Raw genomic sequence first — 19,818 nt, 5'->3', positions numbered from 1 at the left:
AGGATGCTTTCATGGGTGTTGTGGCCAAGCGGTCGTCAATGATCTTTTACTCAGGTAATGATGATCATTTCAGTCATCGTGTACGCATTGTTCTGGCTGAAAAGGGAGTGGCGGTCGATATCGTCGATGTTGCTGAGGAACAGCCACCTGAAGAGTTAGCGGACCTCAACCCGTACAACAGTGTTCCCACGCTGCTGGATCGTGATCTGGTGCTCTATGAGTCCAAGGTCATGATGGAGTATCTGGATGAGCGCTTTCCTCATCCGCCGCTGTTGCCCGTCTACCCAGTGGCACGTGCTCAAAGTCGGCTGTGGATGCACCGTATCGAACGCGAATGGTGCCCGATGCTCGAGCTGATCCGCACGGGTGGCAAGAAAGAGGCAGACAAGGCGCGTAAAGAGCTGCGCGAAAGCCTGATCGGCATTTCGCCCATCTTTGAAGATATGCCGTATTTCATGAGCGAAGAGTTTACGCTGGTGGATTGCTGTCTGGCGCCCATCCTTTGGCGTCTGCCCGAGCTCAATATCGAGCTGCCGGAGAAGCAGGTGAAGCCGCTGCTGAACTACATGTCGCGCGTATTCGAGCGTGAAGCGTTCAAGGCCTCCTTGAACGAGCGTGAAAAAGAGATGCGCGCCTGAATTCATATGGCCCCTAGCCTGATGGGCAGGGGCCTCACTTGTCAGGAGGAGGGAGACTTATGAAGTCGAGCCGTCCCTATCTCGCCCGAGCCTTGTACGAATGGCTTTTGGATAACGACCTAACGCCTTACCTGGTGGTGGATGCCACGCAGCCGGGCGTAGAAGTGCCGCGCCAGTTCGTTCAGAACGGACAGATCGTACTCAATGCCGCGCCAACGGCAGTGCGTGATTTGTTCATGGAGAACCAGGCAATTGGTTTCAGTGCTCGCTTTGGGGGTCAGCCCATGCAGGTGATGATCCCCATCCCTGCGTTGATCGCTATCTACGCTCGTGAAAACGGGGCAGGCATGGTCTTTGGCCATGAGCCGGAACTGGATGCCGACGAGCTTGAGGGAGGTGAGGAATCCTCAGCTGATGAAGCTGCACGACCCGAGCTGACCTTGACGGAAGCACCTTCCAAAGAGGCATCGGATGCATCGACTGCGTCTGAAAAGCCCAAGAAGAAACCGGCTCTCAGAGTGGTCAAGTAGCCGGGCTTATAGCCTGGTCATGGCTAAATGGCCATGACTAAAAAAGCCTCGCCAGTCATGCTGGCGAGGCTTTTTGTTGCCAGGACGAAGCTCAGTTCAGGTAATCGAAGACCTTGACGATGCGCTGAATGCCGGCCACGCCGGACACCGCATTGACGATTCGGTCGGCTTCCTCACGAGTGACCATGCCCATCAGGTACACGGTGGCATTCTCAGTGGTGACTTTCAGCTTGGAAGAGTCGATCTGGTTATTGGTGGCAAGGTGGCTGATGACATTGGTGGTCAACCAGGTGTCGGCCAGACGTTGGCTGGCGGGCAGGTTGGCTGCAATGGTCAGTTCGTTGTGCAGCTGATTGACGCCGCGCAAATTGGAGGCCACGTTGCCTGCCATGGTTTTCAGTTCATCGCTAGGTACCTGGCCGACCAGCAGCAAGGTGCCGTTGTAGCTATGGGCACGAATCCGCGCGTCGCCCAGCCGAGCATCGGAGCGTGACAGAGAGCGCTCCACTTCGCGTTCGATGGTGGCATCGACGGCCTGGACATCGCTGCTGCGCTGGCCGTAGTTGGAGGGGTTGGAGCCGCTGTTGTTGGCACAGCCGCTGAGCAGAACCGCGCCGCACAGCGTAGCGACCAGGAGGGAGCGAGAAGAAAAACGTAGGGCCATTGAGATGACTCCTTTATCGATATAATTCGTTGACCTGAGCGCGCTGTCAGGCAGCGCCGCCAAACAGCTGTTCGTCAATTAAATCACACAGACAGTGAATGACCAGTAGATGGACTTCCTGTATGCGGGCCGTCGAGGTGGCGGGCACGCGTATTTCACAGTCATCCTGGCCAAGCAGCGACGCCATGTTGCCACCGTCACGCCCTGTGAGAGCCACCACTGTCATGTCGCGATCATGGGCGGCCTGGATGGCTTGCACGATATTGGCGGAGTTGCCGCTGGTCGAGATGGCCAGCAGGACATCGCCTGGTTGACCCAGCGCACGAATCTGTTTGGAAAATACTTCGTTGTAGCTGTAGTCGTTGGCGATGGAGGTAAGCGTCGACGTGTCGGTGGTCAATGCCAGCGCAGGCAGGCTGGGGCGCTCGCGCTCGAAGCGGTTGAGCAGTTCCGAAGAGAAGTGCTGGCTGTCGCCTGCGCTGCCGCCATTGCCGCAGGCCAGGATCTTGCCTTCATTGACCAGGCACTGAACCATCATTTGGCTGGCCACTTCGATAAACGGTGGTAGCACCTCGCTGGCATAGGTTTTGGTGTCAATGCTGGCATTGAAGTGGTTGAGAATGCGAGATTGAAAGTCCATCAGGGCTTCCCGGTTATAGAGTGTTAATAAGCGTCAAAAGCCGCTTGTTCCCATTCGAACGTCAGCTCGGGTGGCATGCCTGTGATCGCTAGAATATCAAAGCGGCAGGGGCAGTCGAGGCCATGCCTTGCAATATAAAGCGTGGCAGCCTTTACCAGGCGGCGACGTTTCTGTGCCGTCACGGTCTCCAGTGGATGCCCGTGCTCCGTGGTGGCGCGGTGTTTGACCTCGATGAACACCAGAATATCCCGATCATACATGATCAGGTCCAGTTCGCCGCCCTTCACGTGGTGGTTGCTGGCCACCAGCCGAAGGCCTTTCTCCTGCAGCCATTGAGCGGCGGTTCGCTCAATGGCTGCTCCTCGGTAGCGTGCGCTTTGCGGGCTACGGCGCATTGCCCAAGAGGCCAGGGGTCAGGATGGGCGCGGGCGTGCCGTTCTGGAATTTTGCCCACGGGAGTTCACGGTGGATGCGGCCGTCGCTGGCCAATGACATGCGACCGGTGCTGCCGTTCAGGCCGTTGATGTCAGCCAGATCCGACATGCGTTTGGCCAGCTCGTAGGCATCGACGCCCATGGCCATGAGACGGAACATGGAGGCGTCGGACTCGTCGCGCAGCTGTTGGTAGGTGGTGTAGAAGGGCAGGGCTTCTTCTCCGCCGACGGCTGCGTCAGGAATCTGCCAGGGGATGTCCATGAACATGACGTCGTTGAGGTCCTGATCCAGGCGCGTTTGCCGGCGGCCTTCATGCAGGTGCGAGGTGGCGTAGATCGGCAGGTCAGGGGCGTAGTAGTAATCCATGGTGGGCGGTACCTGGCGTGCATAGTCAGGTAGGGCGAGTAGGAACAGGGCGTCGATGTTGCCCAGGCGAGCCCGTTCGCCGCTGACATTCAGCGCTGTTTGTACCGCATTGGACACCGGGCTGCTCGGGTTGTAGCGCACGGCGTTGGTGACTTCGCCGCCCAGACGCTGGTACTCGTTCCAGAAGGCTTCGCCTACTCGGCGGCCCCAGTCATTATCCGGCACCATGACGGCTACCTGGCGGTGCCCGTCCTGATAAGCACGGCGAGCTGCCTGGCGCGCTTCGTCTTCCGCTGACAGGCCATACTGCAGCAGGCGCTGGGCCTGGTTACTGGAGTTGTGCCCATAGTTGAGCGCCAGCGTAGGAAGTGGAACGCTGTCGCGCTCCTCCAGCTGGGTCACCTGCTCCTTGTCGAGTGGGCCGATCAATAGCTGTGCGTTCATTTGTTCGGCACGGCTGTAGATTTCATCCAGAGAGTGCTGGGAGGCGTCGATGAAGGTCAGCTGTACGCCATCATTGCTGATTTCATTGTGGCGGCGCATGGCCGTGGTCAGCGTGCTGGCCACGCTGTTCAGGGGGCCGGATTCCGGCAGGGCTACGGCGATGCGTCGCACGTCGGTGCCTTTCAGCTCCGGCAGCGCGACCTGTACCTCGTCAGGGCGTTGGTCCAGCGCTTCCTGGGCCCATTGACGGCGCTCTGCCAACGTTTGCTGCTGATTGGCTTGCATGGGCAGCTCATCATTCAGCACTTGCGTGGCGCGCAGGACCGCTTGCGGGTCGTTCATGCCGCGGGCCAGTTCCGAAAACAGCATGGCCCAGCGCAAGCGATCGGTATCGCCCAGTTGGGCTTCATCAATGCTGCTGGCGGCCTCGAAAGCGCTCTCTCGCTGACCCTGGCGGGCCAGGATGTTGGCCGCTTCCAGGCGCGTTTGGGCCGCCTGTTCGGGAGCCTGCTGTTCAGCCTGGCTGAGCAGTCGTCCTGCGTCCTGGTCGGGGGCTCGGTCAACGACGCTGGGAGGCTGCATGGCACACCCGGTGATGAGAAGTGCCATGAAGGCAGTGGCCAACAGGCCACGAAGTGACTGTTTCATGTATCCTTCCTTAGTTTCCATTTGCGCTGTCGCGGCCTATGAGCAGGTTGATCTCACGTTGAGTAAGCATAGCGCACCGTCAGGGCAAGCTATTAATAAATCGGGAGTCACGATGACACACCAACCTCCGGGCACATTGTACGTGGTTGCTACGCCAATTGGGAATTTGGACGATCTGTCGCCTCGCGCCGCTCGGATACTTGCCAGTGTGGCACGCATCGCCGCTGAGGATACGCGGCATAGCGGACGTTTGTTGGCCCATCTGGGGGTCAATACGCCCATGATATCACTGCATGAGCATAACGAGGCGCAGCGTGTGGATAGCCTGGATCGTTATCTCATGGCGGGGGAGGACATCGCTCTGATCAGTGATGCCGGCACGCCGCTGATCTGTGATCCGGGATTCGTGCTGGTGCGCGAACTGCGTGCGCGTGGCCGTCATGTGGTGCCCTTGCCCGGTCCTTGTGCCTTGATCGCGGCGCTGTCGGCGGCTGGCCTGCCCACGGATCGCTTCACTTTTGGCGGTTTCTTGCCTGCCAGGTCCAGTGGCAGGCGCCAGGCGCTGGAGCGGTGGGTGGCCCGGGAGGAGACGCTGGTGTTTTACGAGTCGCCTCATCGTATCCTGGCGACGTTGGAGGCGCTGGCAGAGCAGATGCCCGAGCGCAGCGTGGTGCTGGCCAGGGAGCTGACCAAGACTTTCGAGACGTTTTTGCAGGGAACCCCTGCGCAGCTGCTGGAACAGATGGAACAGGATGCCAATCAGGCGCGTGGTGAGTTCGTGATCGTCATTGCCGGAGCGGCGCCCGTCGAGCAGGGTGATGAGCAGTCCGTGGAGGCAGATGCTCTGCTGGCGGCGCTATTGGCCGAAGGGGTCGGGGTCAAGCAGGGAGCGGCGGTGGCGGCGCGATTGATGGGGGGGCGCAAGCAGCAGTGGTATGCCAGATTGCAGGCAATCAAAGGCGAGCATTGAGGCCAGGGCGGGGCGCTGGTATGCTTGCCGCCGGAGTTGGCCAGACAGTCGCCGCTAATATGCTCGCAAGAGCCGTTGGGGGAGGAAAGTCCGGGCTCCACAGGGCAGGGTGCCAGGTAACGCCTGGGCGGCGAGAGCCGACGGAAAGTGCAGCAGAGAGTAGACCGCCTAAGTTTCTGACATCAACCTCAGGAACCGGTAAGGGTGAAAGGGTGCGGTAAGAGCGCACCGCGCGCCTGGCAACAGTGCGTGGCATGGTAAACCCCACTCGGAGCAAGACCAAATAGGGACCCAATGGCGTGGCCCGCGCTGGGTCCGGGTAGGTTGCTTGAGCGCTGTGGTGACGCAGCGCCTAGAGGAATGACTGTCCACGACAGAACCCGGCTTATCGGCCGACTCCCCATTTCCATGAAAGGCGTGCAGGGCACGCCTTCCCAAATTTTGTGCGAGAGTAACATGCCTTCTGCCGACGCCGATCAGGTCGCTTCCCGTTTTTGTCATACCAGCGTGTTATTGGACGGGGCCGTCGATGCGTTGATCCATGATCCCGACGGTGTCTATCTGGACGGCACGTTCGGCCGCGGGGGCCACTCGCGTCTCATCCTGTCGCGGTTGAGTGAACAGGGCCGCTTGTTGGCCATGGACCGCGACCCACAGGCCATTGCCGCCGCTGCGGAAATCACCGACTCGCGTTTTGAGATCACTCGGCGTGAATTTGCGCGGTTGGCGGAATTCGCCCAAGAGCAGGGCGTCCATGGTCGGTTGTCGGGCATCCTGCTGGATATCGGCGTGTCGTCGCCGCAGTTGGACGATCCCGAGCGTGGTTTCAGCTTCATGCGCAATGGCCCGTTGGACATGCGCATGGACCCCACGCAAGGCGAGAGTGCAGCAAGCTTTCTGGCCCGTGCCAGCGAATCCGAGATAGCCAGCGTCTTCAAGACCTATGGCGAAGAGCGCTACGCCAGGCGGTTGGCCAATGCCGTGGTCAAGCGGCGCGTCGAGCAACCTTTCACGCACACCGTGGATCTGGCCGACGTCCTCAAGGCAGCCCATCCCGCCTGGGAAAAGGGCAAGCACCCGGCGACCAAGGCGTTTCAGGGGCTGCGTATTTACCTCAACGGCGAGCTGGAACAGCTGGATGGCGCTTTGGAAGCGGCCCTGGAGGCCTTGGCGCCGGGTGGGCATCTGGTGGTCATCAGCTTTCATTCGCTGGAAGACCGTCGCGTCAAGCGCTTCATTCGCCACCATGTCCGCGGAGATACCCATCTGCCACGTGGCGTTCCCATCCGTGATGATCAGTTGAAGCGCCGCCTCGAGGCCTTGGGCAAGGGGAGCCGTCCCAGCGACGAAGAGGTGGATGCCAATCCCCGGGCCCGCAGTGCCGTCATGCGTGCCGCCCGTAAGCGAGCGTGACCATGAGCCTTGATCGCTTCGAACGATGGCTGTCCACGTTGCAGGCCGAGTGGCCATTTCAAGTGCGTCTGCGCCTCTGGCCGCTGCTGTTGGTCGCCCTGTTTGCCTTATGTCTGCTGACGGCGTTGTCGGTGGTGATGACCACCCACATGACTCGGGTACAGTTTGCCGAGCTGCAGCGTCTGGAGCAGGAGAAGAATCAGCTGCAAACCGAATGGGGGCAGCTGTTATTGGAAGAGGGTGCCTGGTCGACACCGGCACGCATCGAGCAAATCGCCACGGAACGGCTAGAAATGCGTATTCCAGACGTCAACGATGTTGAGGTTATTCGTCCATGAGACGCGAAGGTCGGGGAGGGAAGTCCCGTCAATATCCCATTGCACCGCCCTTGGCTGGCGGTCGTTTCTTTTTCATCTTGCTGGTGGTAGGGCTGGCCTCTGCCATTCTGATCGGTCGTATCACGCTGCTCCAGGTCATCGACCGACCCTTTTTGCAAAGCCAAGGGGACGCGCGCACCCTGCGTCATGAGGCCATTCCGGCACATCGCGGCATGATCACCGACCGCAATGGTGAGCCATTGGCCATCTCGACGCCTGTGGTTACCCTGTGGGCCAACCCGCAAGAGTTGCCTGGCGACGCCATTCAGCGAGTCATGCTGGCCCAGGCCCTGGGGATGTCGCTGGATGATTTCGATGCCCGGGTCGCGCGCTTTGCCAGTCGAGAATTCATGTATCTGCGTCGCCATATGACCCCGGAAGCTGCGCAGCGAGTGCTGGATCTGCGCACCCCCGGGGTGTATCCGCAGCGGGAGTACAAGCGCTATTACCCGGCAGGGGAAGTGGTGGCCCAACTGCTGGGCGTCACCAACGTCGATGACGTGGGGCAGGAGGGGTTGGAGCTTGCTTATCAACCTTATCTGGCTGGTCACCCCGGCCAGCGGCGCGTCATCAAGGATCGGCGGGGGCGTCTGGTGCGTGAACTGGGAGTGATCCGTGATGCCCAGCCGGGGGGCGAGCTGACGCTTTCCATCGATCAGCGCATTCAGTACATGGCCTATCGTGAACTGCGCGCCGCCGTTGCCGAGCACGAGGCGGACGGCGGCGTGCTGGTCATGATGGATGCACGCACTGGCGAGGTGCTGGCCATGGCCAACCTGCCCTCCTACAACCCCAACAACCGTGCAGGGCTCGATCCTCGAGGGCTGCGCAATCAGGCCCTGGTGGATGTCTTCGAACCCGGGTCGGTCATGAAGCCGCTGGCCATGGCGGCGATTCTCGAAAGCGGCGTATTTGACCGCGATGTGGTCGTCGATACGTCGCCGGGCTGGATGCGCATCGACCAGTTCACCATTCGTGATATCCGTAATTACGGGCAGTTGGATCTGGCGGGTATTCTGGAAAAATCTTCCAACATCGGTATGTCGCGGTTGGCGCTTCAGCTCAGCGATACGGCGATCTGGGAAAAGTACAATCAGTTGGGCTTCGGGCAGGGGCCGGGCACCGGTTTTCCTGGCGAGTCCACGGGTAGTCTCCCGGCGCCGGTGCGGTGGTCGCGCAGTGAGCGTGCGGCGCTCTCCTATGGCTATGGCTTATCGACTTCTGCGCTGCAGATTGCCAGTGCTTACACGGCATTGGCCAACGGCGGCGAGCGCCTGCCGCCCTCGCTATTGAGGTTGTCCGAACCTCCCCCTGGTATTCCGGCTATTTCGCCCAGCGTTGCAGATGATCTTCTGGACGTGCTGGAAACGTCCGTGGGAGCCTACTCTGGTGGGCGTCGTGCGCGGGTCGAGGGCTACCGGGTAGGTGGCAAGACCGGTACGGTACGCAAGAGCGGTCAGCAGGGTTACGCCACGGATGCTTACCGCAGCGTCTTTGCTGGCATTGCCCCTATCTCTGATCCGCGCATCGTCACGGTGGTGATGATCGATAACCCCCAGGCGGGGCAGTTTTATGGCGGGGCAGTGGCGGCCCCCGTATTTTCCAGCGTCACCGGCAACGCACTACGTCTGCTGGATGTGCCGCCCGATCATGACGTTGAATAGCTTTCAAGGAGTAGGCATGACTGTGAGCCTCGACCAGTTTCGGGCCGCCCTGAAGGCGGTGTGGCCGGGTGCCGACTTGCCCGAGCTGCCACCGCTGCCCGTGTCGCTCGATCTGGTGACCGATTCGCGCAAGGTGGCAGAAGGGAGTGTCTTCGTGGCGGTGCCCGGTAGCCAAGGGGATGGCCGTGAGTATATCGACCAGGCGCTGGAGGGCGGTGCCTCGCTGGTGCTGGCGCATACGCGGCAGGCCGAGCTGACGCTGCAGGGCAAGGTGCTTTCACTACCTCATCTGGCACGGCGGCTGGGTGAGCTGGGCCGCTCACTTTATCAAGTGCCTGACGACCTGGAAGTGATTGCGGTCACGGGAACCAACGGCAAGAGTTCGGTCACGCACTATGTGGCGGTATTGAGCGAACTACTGGGCATCCCGGCTGGAGTGATAGGTACCCTGGGCGTTGGACGCCCGGGGCAGCTAATGGATACCGGGCTGACCACGCCTGGGCCGCTGGCGTTGCAGGCTACTCTGGGGCAGTTAGGGCGCCAAGGTGTCCAGCGCGTGGCGCTGGAGGCTTCCTCCCACGCGCTGGACCAGCACCGTCTGGAGTCAGTGAACGTGACGGTCGGCGTGTTCACCAATCTGACCCGAGATCATCTGGACTATCACGGCAGCATGGCGGCCTATGCTGCCGCCAAGGCCAAGCTGTTTCGTCGTTCCGAGCTGACCTTGGCAGTGGTCAACGGTGACGATCCTCTGGCTCGGCTGATGCTGGCGGGGTGTGAGCCCCACGTGCGCGTGCTGGCCACGGGTAGCGATGAGGCGGTAACGCTGCGTATTCTCGATTGGCATCCGTTGGAAACCGGTCAACAGGCTCTGGTTGCCACGCCCGAAGGCGAAAAAGCACTTGAGTTGCCGTTGATGGGGCGTTTTAACCTGGATAACGTGCTGCTGGCCATTAGCGTGTTGTACGGGCTGGGCGAGTCGCTGGACGCGCTGTTCGAGGCGGCGACCAAGTTAAGCCCGGTGCCGGGTCGTATGACGCGCTTTGGCGGTGGCGAAGCGCCTTGTGTGGTGGTGGACTATGCCCACACCCCTGACGCGCTACAAAATGCGCTGGAAGCCCTGCGCGACCATTTGGGGGGGCAGGGAAAACTGTGGTGCCTGTTTGGCTGTGGTGGTGAGCGCGATACCGGCAAGCGTTCGGAAATGGCCAAAGTGGCCGAACGTCTGGCTGACTGTGTGGTGGTGACCGATGACAACCCCCGCCGTGAATCTGCCGCCCAGATTCGTCAGCAAATTTTGGCGGGTTTTCACGAGCCGCAGCGGGTGAAAGAGATTGGTGATCGGCGTCAGGCCATCCTGCATGCCGTGGCTCAGGCAGGTCCTCAGGATGTGGTGCTGGTGGCTGGCAAGGGCCATGAAGCATATCAGGAAATCGAGGGCGTTCGACACGCCTACCAGGATGATGAGCAGGTGCAGCAGGCCATTCGGGCGCGAGGTGGCTGCTGATGTGGACCCTTGGCGGAGTGGCTGCGGCGATGGGTATTCCGTTGGCAGACGATGCGACTGACGTGTCGATCAGCCAGGTAGTGACGGACACTCGCCAGATCGTGCCGGGTTGCCTGTTCATTGCCTTGAAAGGCCCACGCTTCGATGGCCACGATTTCGTCGAGCAAGCCCGAGAGCAGGGCGCCGTAGCGGCACTGGTGGAGCACCCCGTGGATAGCCCGCTGCCGCAATTGTGCTGCCCGGATACTCGGCTGGGATTAGGGCTGTTGGCGGGCGCATGGCGGCGACGCTTTACGCTGCCGCTGGTGGCGGTCACGGGGAATAGCGGAAAAACCACGGTCAAGGAGATGGTGTCTGCCCTGTTGGCGCCACTCGGTGAGGTGTTGGCGACCATCGGCAACCTCAATAACGATATTGGGGCGCCGCTGACGCTGTTGCGTCTTGGGCCGCAGCACCAGGCGGGTGTCATCGAACTGGGGGCCAATCATTTGGGTGAAATCGCCTGGACGGCCGGGTTGGCGGCCCCCAGGGTGGTCATCATCACCAACGTGACGGGCGCTCATGTAGGTGAGTTTGGTGGCATGGGGCAGATTGCCCAGGCCAAGAGCGAAATTTTGTCCGGGCTCGATCAGGATGGCGTGGCCATCATCAATGCCGATGATCGCTACTTTCCTTTCTGGGCGGCCTGTGCGGCCCCCCGCCGAGTGGTCAGCTACGGGGTGCAGGGCAATGCGGACGTAAACGCTTCGGCTCTTTCCTGCGACTCACAGGGGCGTTATGCTTTCACGCTCGTTGTCGACGGTGAGCCGTTGGGGCGCGTAGCGCTACCTCTGATCGGCAAGCATAATGTCAGTAACGCCCTGGCTGCCGCCGCTGCCGCACTGGCGTTGAATGTCCCCGCTCCGCAGGTCGTGGCTGGGCTGAATCGGTTGTCGGCATTGCAGGGCCGCATGAACGTGGTGCCCGGTATTCGTGGCACGACGCTGTTGGACGACACTTACAACGCCAACCCTGGCGCGGTCAAGGCAGCTCTGGATGCCCTGGCGAGCTTTCCTGCCCCTCGCTGGTGCGCCCTGGGCGCGATGGGGGAGCTGGGGGATGAGTCCGACCGGCTACATGCTGACGTGGGCGCTTATGCTGCGTCGCTGGGGCTGGACATGCTGTTGACGGTTGGCGAGGCAGCCAGGGCTGCCTCGGATGCCTTTGGTCGCGGGCTGCACTTCGACGACCACGAGACGCTAGTGCGTCATGTTATTAATTCTCTGCCACCCGACGCCACGCTGCTGGCGAAAGGATCGCGCAGTGCCGGCATGGAAAGAGTCATTGCTGCGCTGCGTGCGGATGACACAAGGTAAGCGCCGTTCATGTTACTTCATTTGGCGAATTTTCTAGCTCAATTTCAATCTGCGTTTCAGGTGTTCAATTATTTGACGCTACGCGTCATTCTCGCCGCGCTCACCGCGCTGATGCTGTGCCTTTGGCTGGGGCCCTGGGTGATACGCCGACTGGTTGAAGGGCAGATTGGCCAGGCCGTTCGCGACGACGGCCCACAGTCGCATCTTTCCAAGGCAGGTACGCCGACCATGGGCGGCGCCATGATCCTGCTGGCGATTGCGATCAGCACCTTGCTGTGGGGTGACCTGACCAACTATTACGTCTGGATCGTGCTGCTGGTGACGCTGGGCTTTGGCGCCATCGGGTGGGTCGACGATTATCGCAAAGTGGTCGAAAAGAATCCCCGCGGGCTGCCAGCACGTTGGAAATATTTCTGGCAGTCGGTGGTCGGCCTAGGAGCCGCCATCATTCTGTACGCCACGGCCACCACGCCCGCCGAAACCAGCCTGCTCATTCCGCTGTTCAAGGACGTTGCGCTGCCGTTGGGCTTGTTCTACATCGTGTTGAGCTATTTTGTGATTGTCGGTAGCTCCAATGCCGTCAACCTGACCGATGGCCTGGATGGTCTGGCCATCATGCCCACCGTGCTGGTAGCCATGGGGCTGGCGGTGTTTGCCTATGCCAGCGGCAATGCCGTATTTGCCAACTACCTGCATATTCCCTTCATTCAGGGAACCGGCGAGCTGGCCATTTTCTGTGCCACGATTGCCGGTGCTGGCCTGGGCTTTCTGTGGTTCAACACCTATCCCGCCCAGGTGTTCATGGGCGATGTGGGTGCGCTGGCGTTAGGGGCCGCCCTGGGCGTGGTGGCGGTCATCGTGCGCCAGGAGATCGTGCTGTTCATCATGGGCGGTATTTTCGTGCTGGAAACCGTATCGGTCATTCTGCAGGTCGGCTCCTACAAGCTGACGGGGCGCCGTATCTTCCGCATGGCTCCGCTGCATCACCATTACGAACTCAAGGGATGGCCTGAGCCGCGCGTGATCGTGCGTTTCTGGATCATCACCGTTGTCCTCGTTCTGCTGGGACTGGCCACACTGAAAGTGCGTTAGTCATTGGGTAGTCGTGTCAGGGTAGTCGTGTCACGGTGGCCAAGGCCGCTCTAGCCCGGGCCAAGGAGTCGTTCATGGTGAAGGTACCTCAGGGTGTTACCGTTGTTGTTGGACTGGGCATTTCCGGTCAGGCGATCTGTCGCCATTTGGACCGCCATGGAGTGCCTTTCATGGTGGCCGATACCCGCGAGATGCCGCCTGGACTCGCCGCGTTCCAGCAGCGTTATCCGGCGATTGATTGCCACTGTGGGCCGCTGAATGAGCTGGATTTCAGCGATGCGTACGAGGTGGTGGTCAGTCCGGGGGTCGACCCGCATTTGGCAGGCCTCGACGGGCTGTTGGAGCGAGTCAACCCTGCCACCGGCGAGCCGATGCTGGTGGGTGAAACGGCACTGTTCAGGCGTCTGGTGCGTGCCCCGGTGGCGGCGATTACGGGCTCCAATGCCAAGTCCACGGTGACCACGCTATTAGGTGCAATGGCCAAGGCCTCGGGGGTGAATGCCGCCGTGGGGGGCAATCTGGGCACGGCGGCTCTGGATCTGTTGGCCGACCATCCCGGTGCCGAGCTCTTCATCCTCGAACTCTCCAGCTTTCAACTGGAAACGACGCCTCGCCTCGGAGCGGCGTCGGCTGCGTTTCTCAATTTATGCGATGATCATCTGGACCGTCATGGCGATTTGGCGGGTTACCGTCAGGCCAAGCAGCGCATTTTCATGGGCGCCGAGCACGCGGTGGTCAACGCCGATGACCCCATGACCTGGCCTCTGGATGCCCTCGACCGTGTCGAGCGTTTTGGTGTGGGTGTTCCGGCCGGTAGTGACTGGGGGCTGGCCGATATCGATGGACGCCGCTATTTGATGCACGGCGAGACGCCGTGGCTGGCGGTGGATGAGCTGGCCATTACTGGTCAGCACAATCAGTTGAACGCGCTGGCAGCGTTGGCCATGGGCCGGGCGCTGGGGTTTGATCGTCAGGCCATGTGTGAGGTGTTGACCACGTTCAAGGGGCTGCCGCACCGTAGCGAAACCGTTGCTGAGGTGAACGGGGTTCGCTGGGTCAACGACTCCAAAGGGACCAACGTGGGTGCGACCCTGGCCGCCATCAATGGTATTGGCGTCGCGCTCACTGGCAAGATCATTCTGTTGGCGGGAGGCGTGGGTAAGGGAGCCGACTTTACGCCGCTGGCCGGGCCGTTGGCGGACCATGGAAAAGCCGCGCTGCTCTACGGCGCAGACGCCGAGCGTCTCGACAACGTGCTTGGCCCTTGCCTTCACACTCAGCGTGTCGAAACGCTGACACAGGCGATGGAAGCCGCATGGCAGCTGGCCGAGCGAGGGGATTGTGTGTTGCTCTCGCCAGCGTGTGCCAGCCTGGACCAATTCGCCAACTACCAGGCGCGGGGCGACCTGTTTCGCGACTGGATCGAGCAGAAACAGCGTGAGAGTGCCCCATGAGCGACGAAACCATGAGTAGGATGCAGCGACTGCGTGAAGCGCTGGCGACCCGCCACCTGCCTTGCGATGTCTGGCTGATTGTCGCGGCGGTCGCGCTGGCGGGGCTGGGCTGGGTCATGGTCAGCTCCGCGTCGATAGGGCTACTGGAAAATAGCTATCACTATGCCCGCCAGCACGGCATCTTTCTGGTGCTGGCCATCATGGCATGCCTGTTCATGGTGTGTGTGCCGCTGGAGCTGTGGCGTCAGAACGCGGCATTGCTGCTGCTGTTCAGCATCTTCATGCTGGTCGTGGTGCTGGTCGTGGGTCAAGAGGTCAACGGCAGCAAGCGCTGGATTGCCCTGCCGGGGCCGCTTCCCAGCCTGCAAGTCTCGGAATTCGGCAAGCTGGGGCTGATCTTTTACATGGCAGCGTTCATGTCGCGCTTCACTTACGAATTGCGCCAGCGTGCTTTTACCATGTGGCGCCCCTTGGCGGTACTGACCATTCCTGCCTTCCTGCTGTTTCTTGCCCCGGATTTCGGCGGCATGGTGGTGTATGCCGTCTGTGTGATCGGCATGCTGATGATGAGTGGCGCTTCGCTGACGCTGTTGCTGGGCAGTGGGGGGGTACTGGGGTTTGGTGCCGTGATGATGGTCGTCATGGAGCCGTATCGACTGGCGCGCTGGACCAGCTTCCTGGACCCGTGGGCCGACCAGTTCGCCACCGGGTATCAGCTGACGCAGGCATTGATCGCGTTTGGGCGTGGTCATGTGACCGGCACCGGATTGGGCAACAGCGTGCAGAAGCTGCACTATCTCCCTGAAGCCCATACGGACTTCATTTTTGCGGTGGTGGCCGAAGAACTGGGCATGATTGGAGCGATTGCCGTGGTGCTGCTGTTCACCCTGTTCATCGTGCGGGCCATGTGGGTGGGCCGGCGAGCAGAGTTGGCCGGGCATCTGTTTGGTGCCTACGTGAGTTACGGAATCGGCTTTATCGTGGCGGCTCAGGCGTTTATCAATATGGCGGTGAGCGCTGGCTTGCTGCCGACCAAAGGGCTGACCCTGCCGCTGATCAGCTACGGGGGGTCCAGTCTGCTGGTCACTGGCATGATGGTGGGGCTGTTGCTCCGGGTGGATGCAGAAACTCGGCATCGCCCGCGCCGATTGTCGACGCCTTACCGTGCTCGCCGAGAGCCGCGGTTGACGTAATTATTCAAGGAGCTGTTTGTGGCGATACATGCGGGTCGACGGGTATTGGTCATGGCGGGAGGAACGGGAGGCCACGTCATTCCGGCGCTCTCGCTGGCGCGTGCCCTCCAGGCCCAGGGAGTAGCCGTGGAGTGGTTGGGTAGCCCACGGGGAATTGAAAACCGCCTGGTGCCCGAGGCGGGCATTCTGCTGCATACCATTGCGATCAGTGGCTTGCGCGGCAATGGCGCTGCTGGCTGGCTCAAGGCACCGCTCAACCTGTCGCGCGCGGTGCTCCGGGCACGTGGTGTCATCAAGCGTTTCCAGCCGGATGTGGTGGTAGGGCTGGGTGGATTCGCCAGCGGGCCTGGCGGTCTGGCGGCCCGGCTATCGGGTATTCCGCTGGTCATTCATGAACAGAATGCCGTGGCAGGGCTGACCAACAAGGTGTTGTCGCGATTGGCGACGCGGACGTATGCCGCGTTCGAAAATGCGTTTGGCACGCGTGCCGAGGTGATCGGCAACCCGGTGCGTGATGATATCGCCGTGCTGGGCGAGCAGCCCCGCCAGGTGGCCGACATGCAGGGCAGGCCGCTGCGCCTGTTGGTGGTAGGCGGCTCCCTGGGCGCGGTAGCGTTGAACGAGCGCCTGCCTGTGGCCTTGGCTGCGCTGCCGCCGGAGCGACGTCCCGAGGTGCGTCACCAGGCTGGCAAGGAGCGCGATATCGCCACGGCAGAGGCCTATGCTCAACAGGCGGTAGTCGCCGAGGTTTCGCCGTTCATCGATGATATGGCCGCTGCTTATGCCTGGGCAGATCTGGTCGTTTGCCGAGCCGGTGCGCTGACGATTGCCGAACTGGCGGCGGCGGCCAAGCCCGCGTTGCTGGTGCCGTTTCCTTTTGCCGTCGATGACCATCAACGGGTCAATGCCGACGTGCTGGTCCAGGCGGGGGCGGCCCTATGTGTCGTTCAGTCCGAGCTGACGCCTGATTATTTAAGTAATCTTTTGGAACAATTACTCCACCCAGAGACCCTGGCAGAGATGGCCGTCAAGGCACGTCAAGCCGCGTCTTTGAACGCGACCGAGCGCCTGGTCGAAGGCTGTCTCTCGCTGGTGAAGCAAGGAGAAACTGCGTGACCGAGTCAGTCAATCATACGTCGCCGCAGCTGAGTGGCCCGAGCGGCCCGGGTATGCGCCGTATCCAGCGGCTTCATTTCGTCGGTATTGGCGGTGCCGGAATGTGCGGCATTGCCGAGGTGCTCGCCAATCAGGGGTACCAGGTCAGCGGTAGTGACATGAAAGCGTCCACTGTCGTGGAGCGCTTGCGTCAATGCGGCGTCGATGTATTCATTGGGCATGCCAAGGAAAACGTGGAAGGCGCGGATGTGGTCGTCGTCTCCAGTGCCATCGATGAAGCCAACCCTGAAATTCGCTGGGCACATGACCACCGCGTGCCGGTGGTGCGGCGTGCGGAAATGCTCGCCGAGCTGATGCGCTTTCGTCACGGCATTGCCGTGGCCGGTACTCACGGCAAGACCACCACGACCAGCCTGACGGCTACCCTGTTGGCAGAGGGCGGCCTGGACCCAACTTTCGTGATCGGTGGCAAACTCACCAGCGCAGGCGCCAATGCTCGCCTGGGGGAGGGCGACTATCTGGTGGCCGAGGCCGACGAATCCGATGCGTCGTTTCTTCACCTTCAGCCCATGGTGTCGATCGTCACCAATATCGATGCTGACCACATGGCCACTTATGGGGGGGACTTCGAGCGTTTGAAAAATACCTTCATCGAGTTCTTGCACAATCTGCCTTTCTACGGCTTGGCGGTGCTGTGTATCGATGATCCCCACGTGCGCGGGCTGTGCGAGCGTATCAAGCGCCAGTTCGTGACCTACGGCTTCGATGAAGATGCCGATTACCGCATCGTGGATTTTAGTCAGCAGGCCGGGGAAGTCTCCTTCACGGCATTGCGGCCCGGTGGTGCGCCTCCGTTGGCCATTCGACTGGCCATGCCTGGCCGTCATAATGCCTTGAACGCCATGGCGGCCATCGTGGTGGCGACCGACGCCGGGGTCAGTGATGACGCCATTCAGCGCGGTCTCATGGGGTTTGCGGGCGTAGGGCGGCGCTTTCAGGTCCATGGCCACTATCCGGCACCGGTCGGCGAAGGCGAGATCATGCTGGTCGACGATTACGGTCACCATCCGCGTGAAGTGGACATGGTCATTCAGGCGGTGCGTGCCGGCTGGCCCGAGCGCCGGCTGGTGATGCTCTACCAGCCCCACCGTTACAGCCGTACCCGCGATCTCTACGAAGACTTCGTACGCGTACTGTCTCAGGTGGATACGCTGGTGCTGCTCGACGTTTACAGCGCTGGCGAGGCGGTGCTGCCGGGTGCTGAAGGCAAGACCCTGGCAGGCTCCATCCGTCAACGTGGCGATGTCGATCCGCTGTTCGTGGAGCACAAGCACGAGCTGCCTGCCCTGCTCAACAACGTGCTGCGTCCAGGCGATATTCTGATTACCCAGGGCGCGGGCGATGTGGGTGGCATTTCACTGCGCCTTGCCCAAGCCAAGCTGGTCATGAAAGAGGTGGTGCTATGACATCAGGGAAAACGCAGCAGGCTGGCCTGGAGCGTGTCGTTGTGGTCTACGGCGGCATGTCGGCCGAGCGGGAGGTGTCGCTCAAGAGTGGTGCCGCCGTGTTGAGCGCCTTGCAGCGTCAAGGCGTGAATGCGCAGGGTTATGATCTCAAAGAGGGTGGGCTGGCGGGCCTCGAGCGCCTCGATCCCACCGTGGTGTTCATCGCACTGCATGGGCGTGGCGGTGAAGATGGTGCGCTGCAGGGCGCATTGGAGCTGCTCGGTTTGCCTTACACCGGCAGTGGCGTACTGGCTTCGGCGCTGGGAATGGACAAGCAGCGTACCAAGCAGGTGTGGCAAGCCGTCGGCCTGCCCACGCCGGAGTGCATCATGCTGAATGCCGCTTCGGACTGGGAGGCAGTAGTAGCCCAGCTAGGACTACCCATGATGGTCAAGCCGGTCCACGAAGGCTCGACTCTGGGGATCAGTATCGTCCGCAGCCACGATGAGCTGAAAGCGGCCTATGCCCAGGCCGCCACTTTCGATGCCAGGGTCATGGCAGAGCGCTTCATCACGGGGGACGAGTACACCGTCGGCCTGCTGGGCGATGACGTGTTGCCTGCCATCCGTGTCGAGGTGCCGGGTGGGTTTTATGATTATGAAGCCAAGTATCTGACCAACACCACCCAGTACCATTTGCCCTGTGGCTTGTCGCCGCAAGACGAGCAGGCGTTGGCCGCGCTGTGCAAAGAGGCCTTCCTGGCCGTAGGCGGAGAGGGCTGGGGGCGTATCGATGTGATGCGTGATGCCGCGGGCGATTTCTGGCTGATCGAAGTGAATACCGTGCCCGGCATGACCGACCATAGCCTCGTGCCTCAGGCGGCGGCCCACGCCGGTATCGATTTCGACCAGCTGGTGATGCGTATTTTGACCACTGCACTGGCGCGCGATTCGTGACGGGGCATGGCATGAGTTCCTTATGAAGAAGCGCAATGCGTGGCTCGGTATCGTTCTACTGGCATTGCTGCTGGGGGCGGGGAGCCGAGCGCTATGGCTTTGGTTGGATCGCCCTATCGAGCGCGTCTCCATTCGAGGCGAGTGGGAATACGTGAGCGCCGACTATTTGCGTTCACAGCTGGCCCCGCTGGTTCACGACATTACCTGGTTATCGGCGGACTTGGGCGAGCTGCGCCGCAATGCGCTGGAGATTGGTTGGCTGGATGAAGTGCGAATCTCCAGAGAGTGGCCCAATGCGCTGGTCTTCGAATTGATAGAACAGACGCCGGTAGCCCGCTGGAATGACGGCTTCCTGCTTAACCCGCGAGGCGAACCCTTCTCCTATGCGCCTCTTGCCGCGCCCCCTGGGTTGCCCGATCTGGCGGGCCCTCAGGAAAGCAGTGCGGAAGTGCTGGCCTATTATCAGCGCTTGACGCCGCACTTTGCCGGGCTGTCGTTGACGCTGGCTCAGCTCCGCCTGGAGCCTCGTGGTGCCTGGCGACTTCAACTTGATCAAGGCACCTGGGTAATGTTGGGGCGTCGTCACCATGGCGAACGACTTGCCCGGCTGTCGGCCTCCTGGCAGCGTGAGCTGGGTAGCCTGGGCGAGCATATTCGCTATATCGACTTGCGCTATCCCAATGGTGTGGCGGTGGCGTGGCACGGTGAAACCGAGGTTCCGGAGGAGGAGGGCGAGTCACTATAAGGCGCAATGTGCAAAAAATCGGGTAAATGGGCAGGTCGGCCCGCTAAAAAACCCTTTTATGGGGTTTAAAATGCTTTCCAAGCCAATTATCGTTGGTTTGGGCTAGTCGTATTGTGGCTATTGTTTCTATACTATGTCCCAGGCGATGCTGTGGGTCAGTTTTTAT

19 protein-coding genes and 1 other RNA gene are annotated in these 19,818 nt (G+C 61.1%); 16 read left to right on the top strand and 4 right to left on the bottom strand.

The features are described 5' to 3' along the window. Positions 1-11 precede the first annotated feature (11 nt). Both sspA and RVM27_RS02180 read left to right on the top strand, forming a co-directional pair. Positions 12-638, top strand: coding sequence for a stringent starvation protein SspA (gene sspA, locus RVM27_RS02185; protein WP_026001643.1), 627 nt, complete (start codon positions 12-14; stop codon positions 636-638). Between the two features lie 59 nt (positions 639-697). Beyond that, on the top strand, positions 698-1,168 hold the full coding sequence (locus tag RVM27_RS02180; protein WP_039177413.1) for a ClpXP protease specificity-enhancing factor: 471 nt from the start codon (positions 698-700) through the stop codon (positions 1,166-1,168). A gap of 91 nt (positions 1,169-1,259) precedes the next feature. On the opposite strand, the gene RVM27_RS02175 is transcribed toward RVM27_RS02180, so the two are convergent. From RVM27_RS02175 to RVM27_RS02160, 4 genes are read right to left on the bottom strand one after another with little or no spacing between them, the layout of a single operon-like run. Further along, on the bottom strand, positions 1,260-1,832 hold the full coding sequence (locus RVM27_RS02175; protein ID WP_498957247.1) for a BON domain-containing protein: 573 nt from the start codon (positions 1,830-1,832) through the stop codon (positions 1,260-1,262). Positions 1,833-1,878: 46 nt separating this feature from the next. Further along, entirely contained in the window at positions 1,879-2,472 is a 594-nt protein-coding gene (locus RVM27_RS02170; protein WP_016913507.1) for a phosphoheptose isomerase, read from the bottom strand. A 23-nt stretch (positions 2,473-2,495) separates the two neighbouring features. Next, positions 2,496-2,867, bottom strand: coding sequence for a YraN family protein (locus tag RVM27_RS02165; RefSeq protein WP_498957246.1), 372 nt, complete (start codon positions 2,865-2,867; stop codon positions 2,496-2,498). Continuing rightward, entirely contained in the window at positions 2,857-4,365 is a 1,509-nt protein-coding gene (locus RVM27_RS02160; RefSeq protein ID WP_498957245.1) for a penicillin-binding protein activator, read from the bottom strand. Before RVM27_RS02160 ends, RVM27_RS02165 begins: the two co-directional genes overlap by 11 nt. Before the next feature lie 112 nt (positions 4,366-4,477). On the opposite strand from RVM27_RS02160, the gene rsmI reads away from it, so the two are divergent. The 14 genes from rsmI (at position 4,478) to RVM27_RS02090 (ending at position 19,652) form a co-directional block, all read left to right on the top strand. Then, positions 4,478-5,335 carry a 16S rRNA (cytidine(1402)-2'-O)-methyltransferase gene (rsmI, locus tag RVM27_RS02155; protein ID WP_498957244.1) on the top strand — a complete coding sequence of 286 codons (858 nt, stop codon included), beginning with the start codon at positions 4,478-4,480 and terminating at the stop codon, positions 5,333-5,335. A gap of 32 nt (positions 5,336-5,367) precedes the next feature. Continuing rightward, an RNA gene (gene rnpB / locus RVM27_RS02150) (RNase P RNA component class A) lies at positions 5,368-5,739 on the top strand. Positions 5,740-5,791: 52 nt separating this feature from the next. Next, entirely contained in the window at positions 5,792-6,748 is a 957-nt protein-coding gene (rsmH, locus tag RVM27_RS02145; protein ID WP_498957243.1) for a 16S rRNA (cytosine(1402)-N(4))-methyltransferase, read from the top strand. Positions 6,749-6,750: 2 nt separating this feature from the next. Next, on the top strand, positions 6,751-7,086 hold the full coding sequence (gene ftsL / locus RVM27_RS02140; protein ID WP_039177396.1) for a cell division protein FtsL: 336 nt from the start codon (positions 6,751-6,753) through the stop codon (positions 7,084-7,086). After that, a complete protein-coding gene (locus RVM27_RS02135) occupies positions 7,083-8,789 on the top strand; it encodes a peptidoglycan D,D-transpeptidase FtsI family protein (RefSeq protein WP_498957242.1) in 1,707 nt (568 codons plus the stop codon). Before ftsL ends, RVM27_RS02135 begins: the two co-directional genes overlap by 4 nt. 16 nt (positions 8,790-8,805) lie before the next feature. Then, positions 8,806-10,296, top strand: a complete 1,491-nt coding sequence (locus RVM27_RS02130; RefSeq protein ID WP_445011898.1) for a UDP-N-acetylmuramoyl-L-alanyl-D-glutamate--2,6-diaminopimelate ligase — start codon at positions 8,806-8,808, stop codon at positions 10,294-10,296. After that, positions 10,293-11,651 carry a UDP-N-acetylmuramoyl-tripeptide--D-alanyl-D-alanine ligase gene (locus RVM27_RS02125; RefSeq protein WP_081137050.1) on the top strand — a complete coding sequence of 453 codons (1,359 nt, stop codon included), beginning with the start codon at positions 10,293-10,295 and terminating at the stop codon, positions 11,649-11,651. The genes RVM27_RS02130 and RVM27_RS02125 overlap by 4 nt, the downstream gene beginning before the upstream one ends. A gap of 9 nt (positions 11,652-11,660) precedes the next feature. Next, on the top strand, positions 11,661-12,743 hold the full coding sequence (gene mraY / locus RVM27_RS02120; RefSeq protein ID WP_016913516.1) for a phospho-N-acetylmuramoyl-pentapeptide-transferase: 1,083 nt from the start codon (positions 11,661-11,663) through the stop codon (positions 12,741-12,743). A gap of 74 nt (positions 12,744-12,817) precedes the next feature. Next, positions 12,818-14,197, top strand: a complete 1,380-nt coding sequence (gene murD, locus RVM27_RS02115) for a UDP-N-acetylmuramoyl-L-alanine--D-glutamate ligase (RefSeq protein ID WP_016913517.1) — start codon at positions 12,818-12,820, stop codon at positions 14,195-14,197. 11 nt (positions 14,198-14,208) lie between these two features. Then, positions 14,209-15,390, top strand: a complete 1,182-nt coding sequence (ftsW, locus tag RVM27_RS02110; RefSeq protein ID WP_498957241.1) for an FtsW/RodA/SpoVE family cell cycle protein — start codon at positions 14,209-14,211, stop codon at positions 15,388-15,390. Between the two features lie 51 nt (positions 15,391-15,441). After that, complete coding sequence (gene murG / locus RVM27_RS02105) at positions 15,442-16,506, top strand: UDP-N-acetylglucosamine--N-acetylmuramyl-(pentapeptide) pyrophosphoryl-undecaprenol N-acetylglucosamine transferase (RefSeq protein ID WP_498957741.1); 1,065 nt, start codon at positions 15,442-15,444, stop codon at positions 16,504-16,506. A gap of 53 nt (positions 16,507-16,559) precedes the next feature. Continuing rightward, positions 16,560-17,972, top strand: coding sequence for a UDP-N-acetylmuramate--L-alanine ligase (gene murC / locus RVM27_RS02100; protein ID WP_287805458.1), 1,413 nt, complete (start codon positions 16,560-16,562; stop codon positions 17,970-17,972). Further along, a complete protein-coding gene (locus RVM27_RS02095; RefSeq protein ID WP_287805444.1) occupies positions 17,969-18,907 on the top strand; it encodes a D-alanine--D-alanine ligase in 939 nt (312 codons plus the stop codon). The genes murC and RVM27_RS02095 overlap by 4 nt, the downstream gene beginning before the upstream one ends. Before the next feature lie 22 nt (positions 18,908-18,929). Further along, positions 18,930-19,652 carry a cell division protein FtsQ/DivIB gene (locus RVM27_RS02090; protein WP_498957240.1) on the top strand — a complete coding sequence of 241 codons (723 nt, stop codon included), beginning with the start codon at positions 18,930-18,932 and terminating at the stop codon, positions 19,650-19,652. Positions 19,653-19,818: the final 166 nt, after the last annotated feature.

The sequence above is a fragment of the Halomonas sp. KM007 genome (assembly GCF_050709225.1).
Lineage (GTDB): Bacteria > Pseudomonadota > Gammaproteobacteria > Pseudomonadales > Halomonadaceae > Vreelandella > Vreelandella hamiltonii.
Note: the sequence above shows the minus strand (reverse complement) of the source record. Positions and strands in the feature narration are given on the sequence as shown.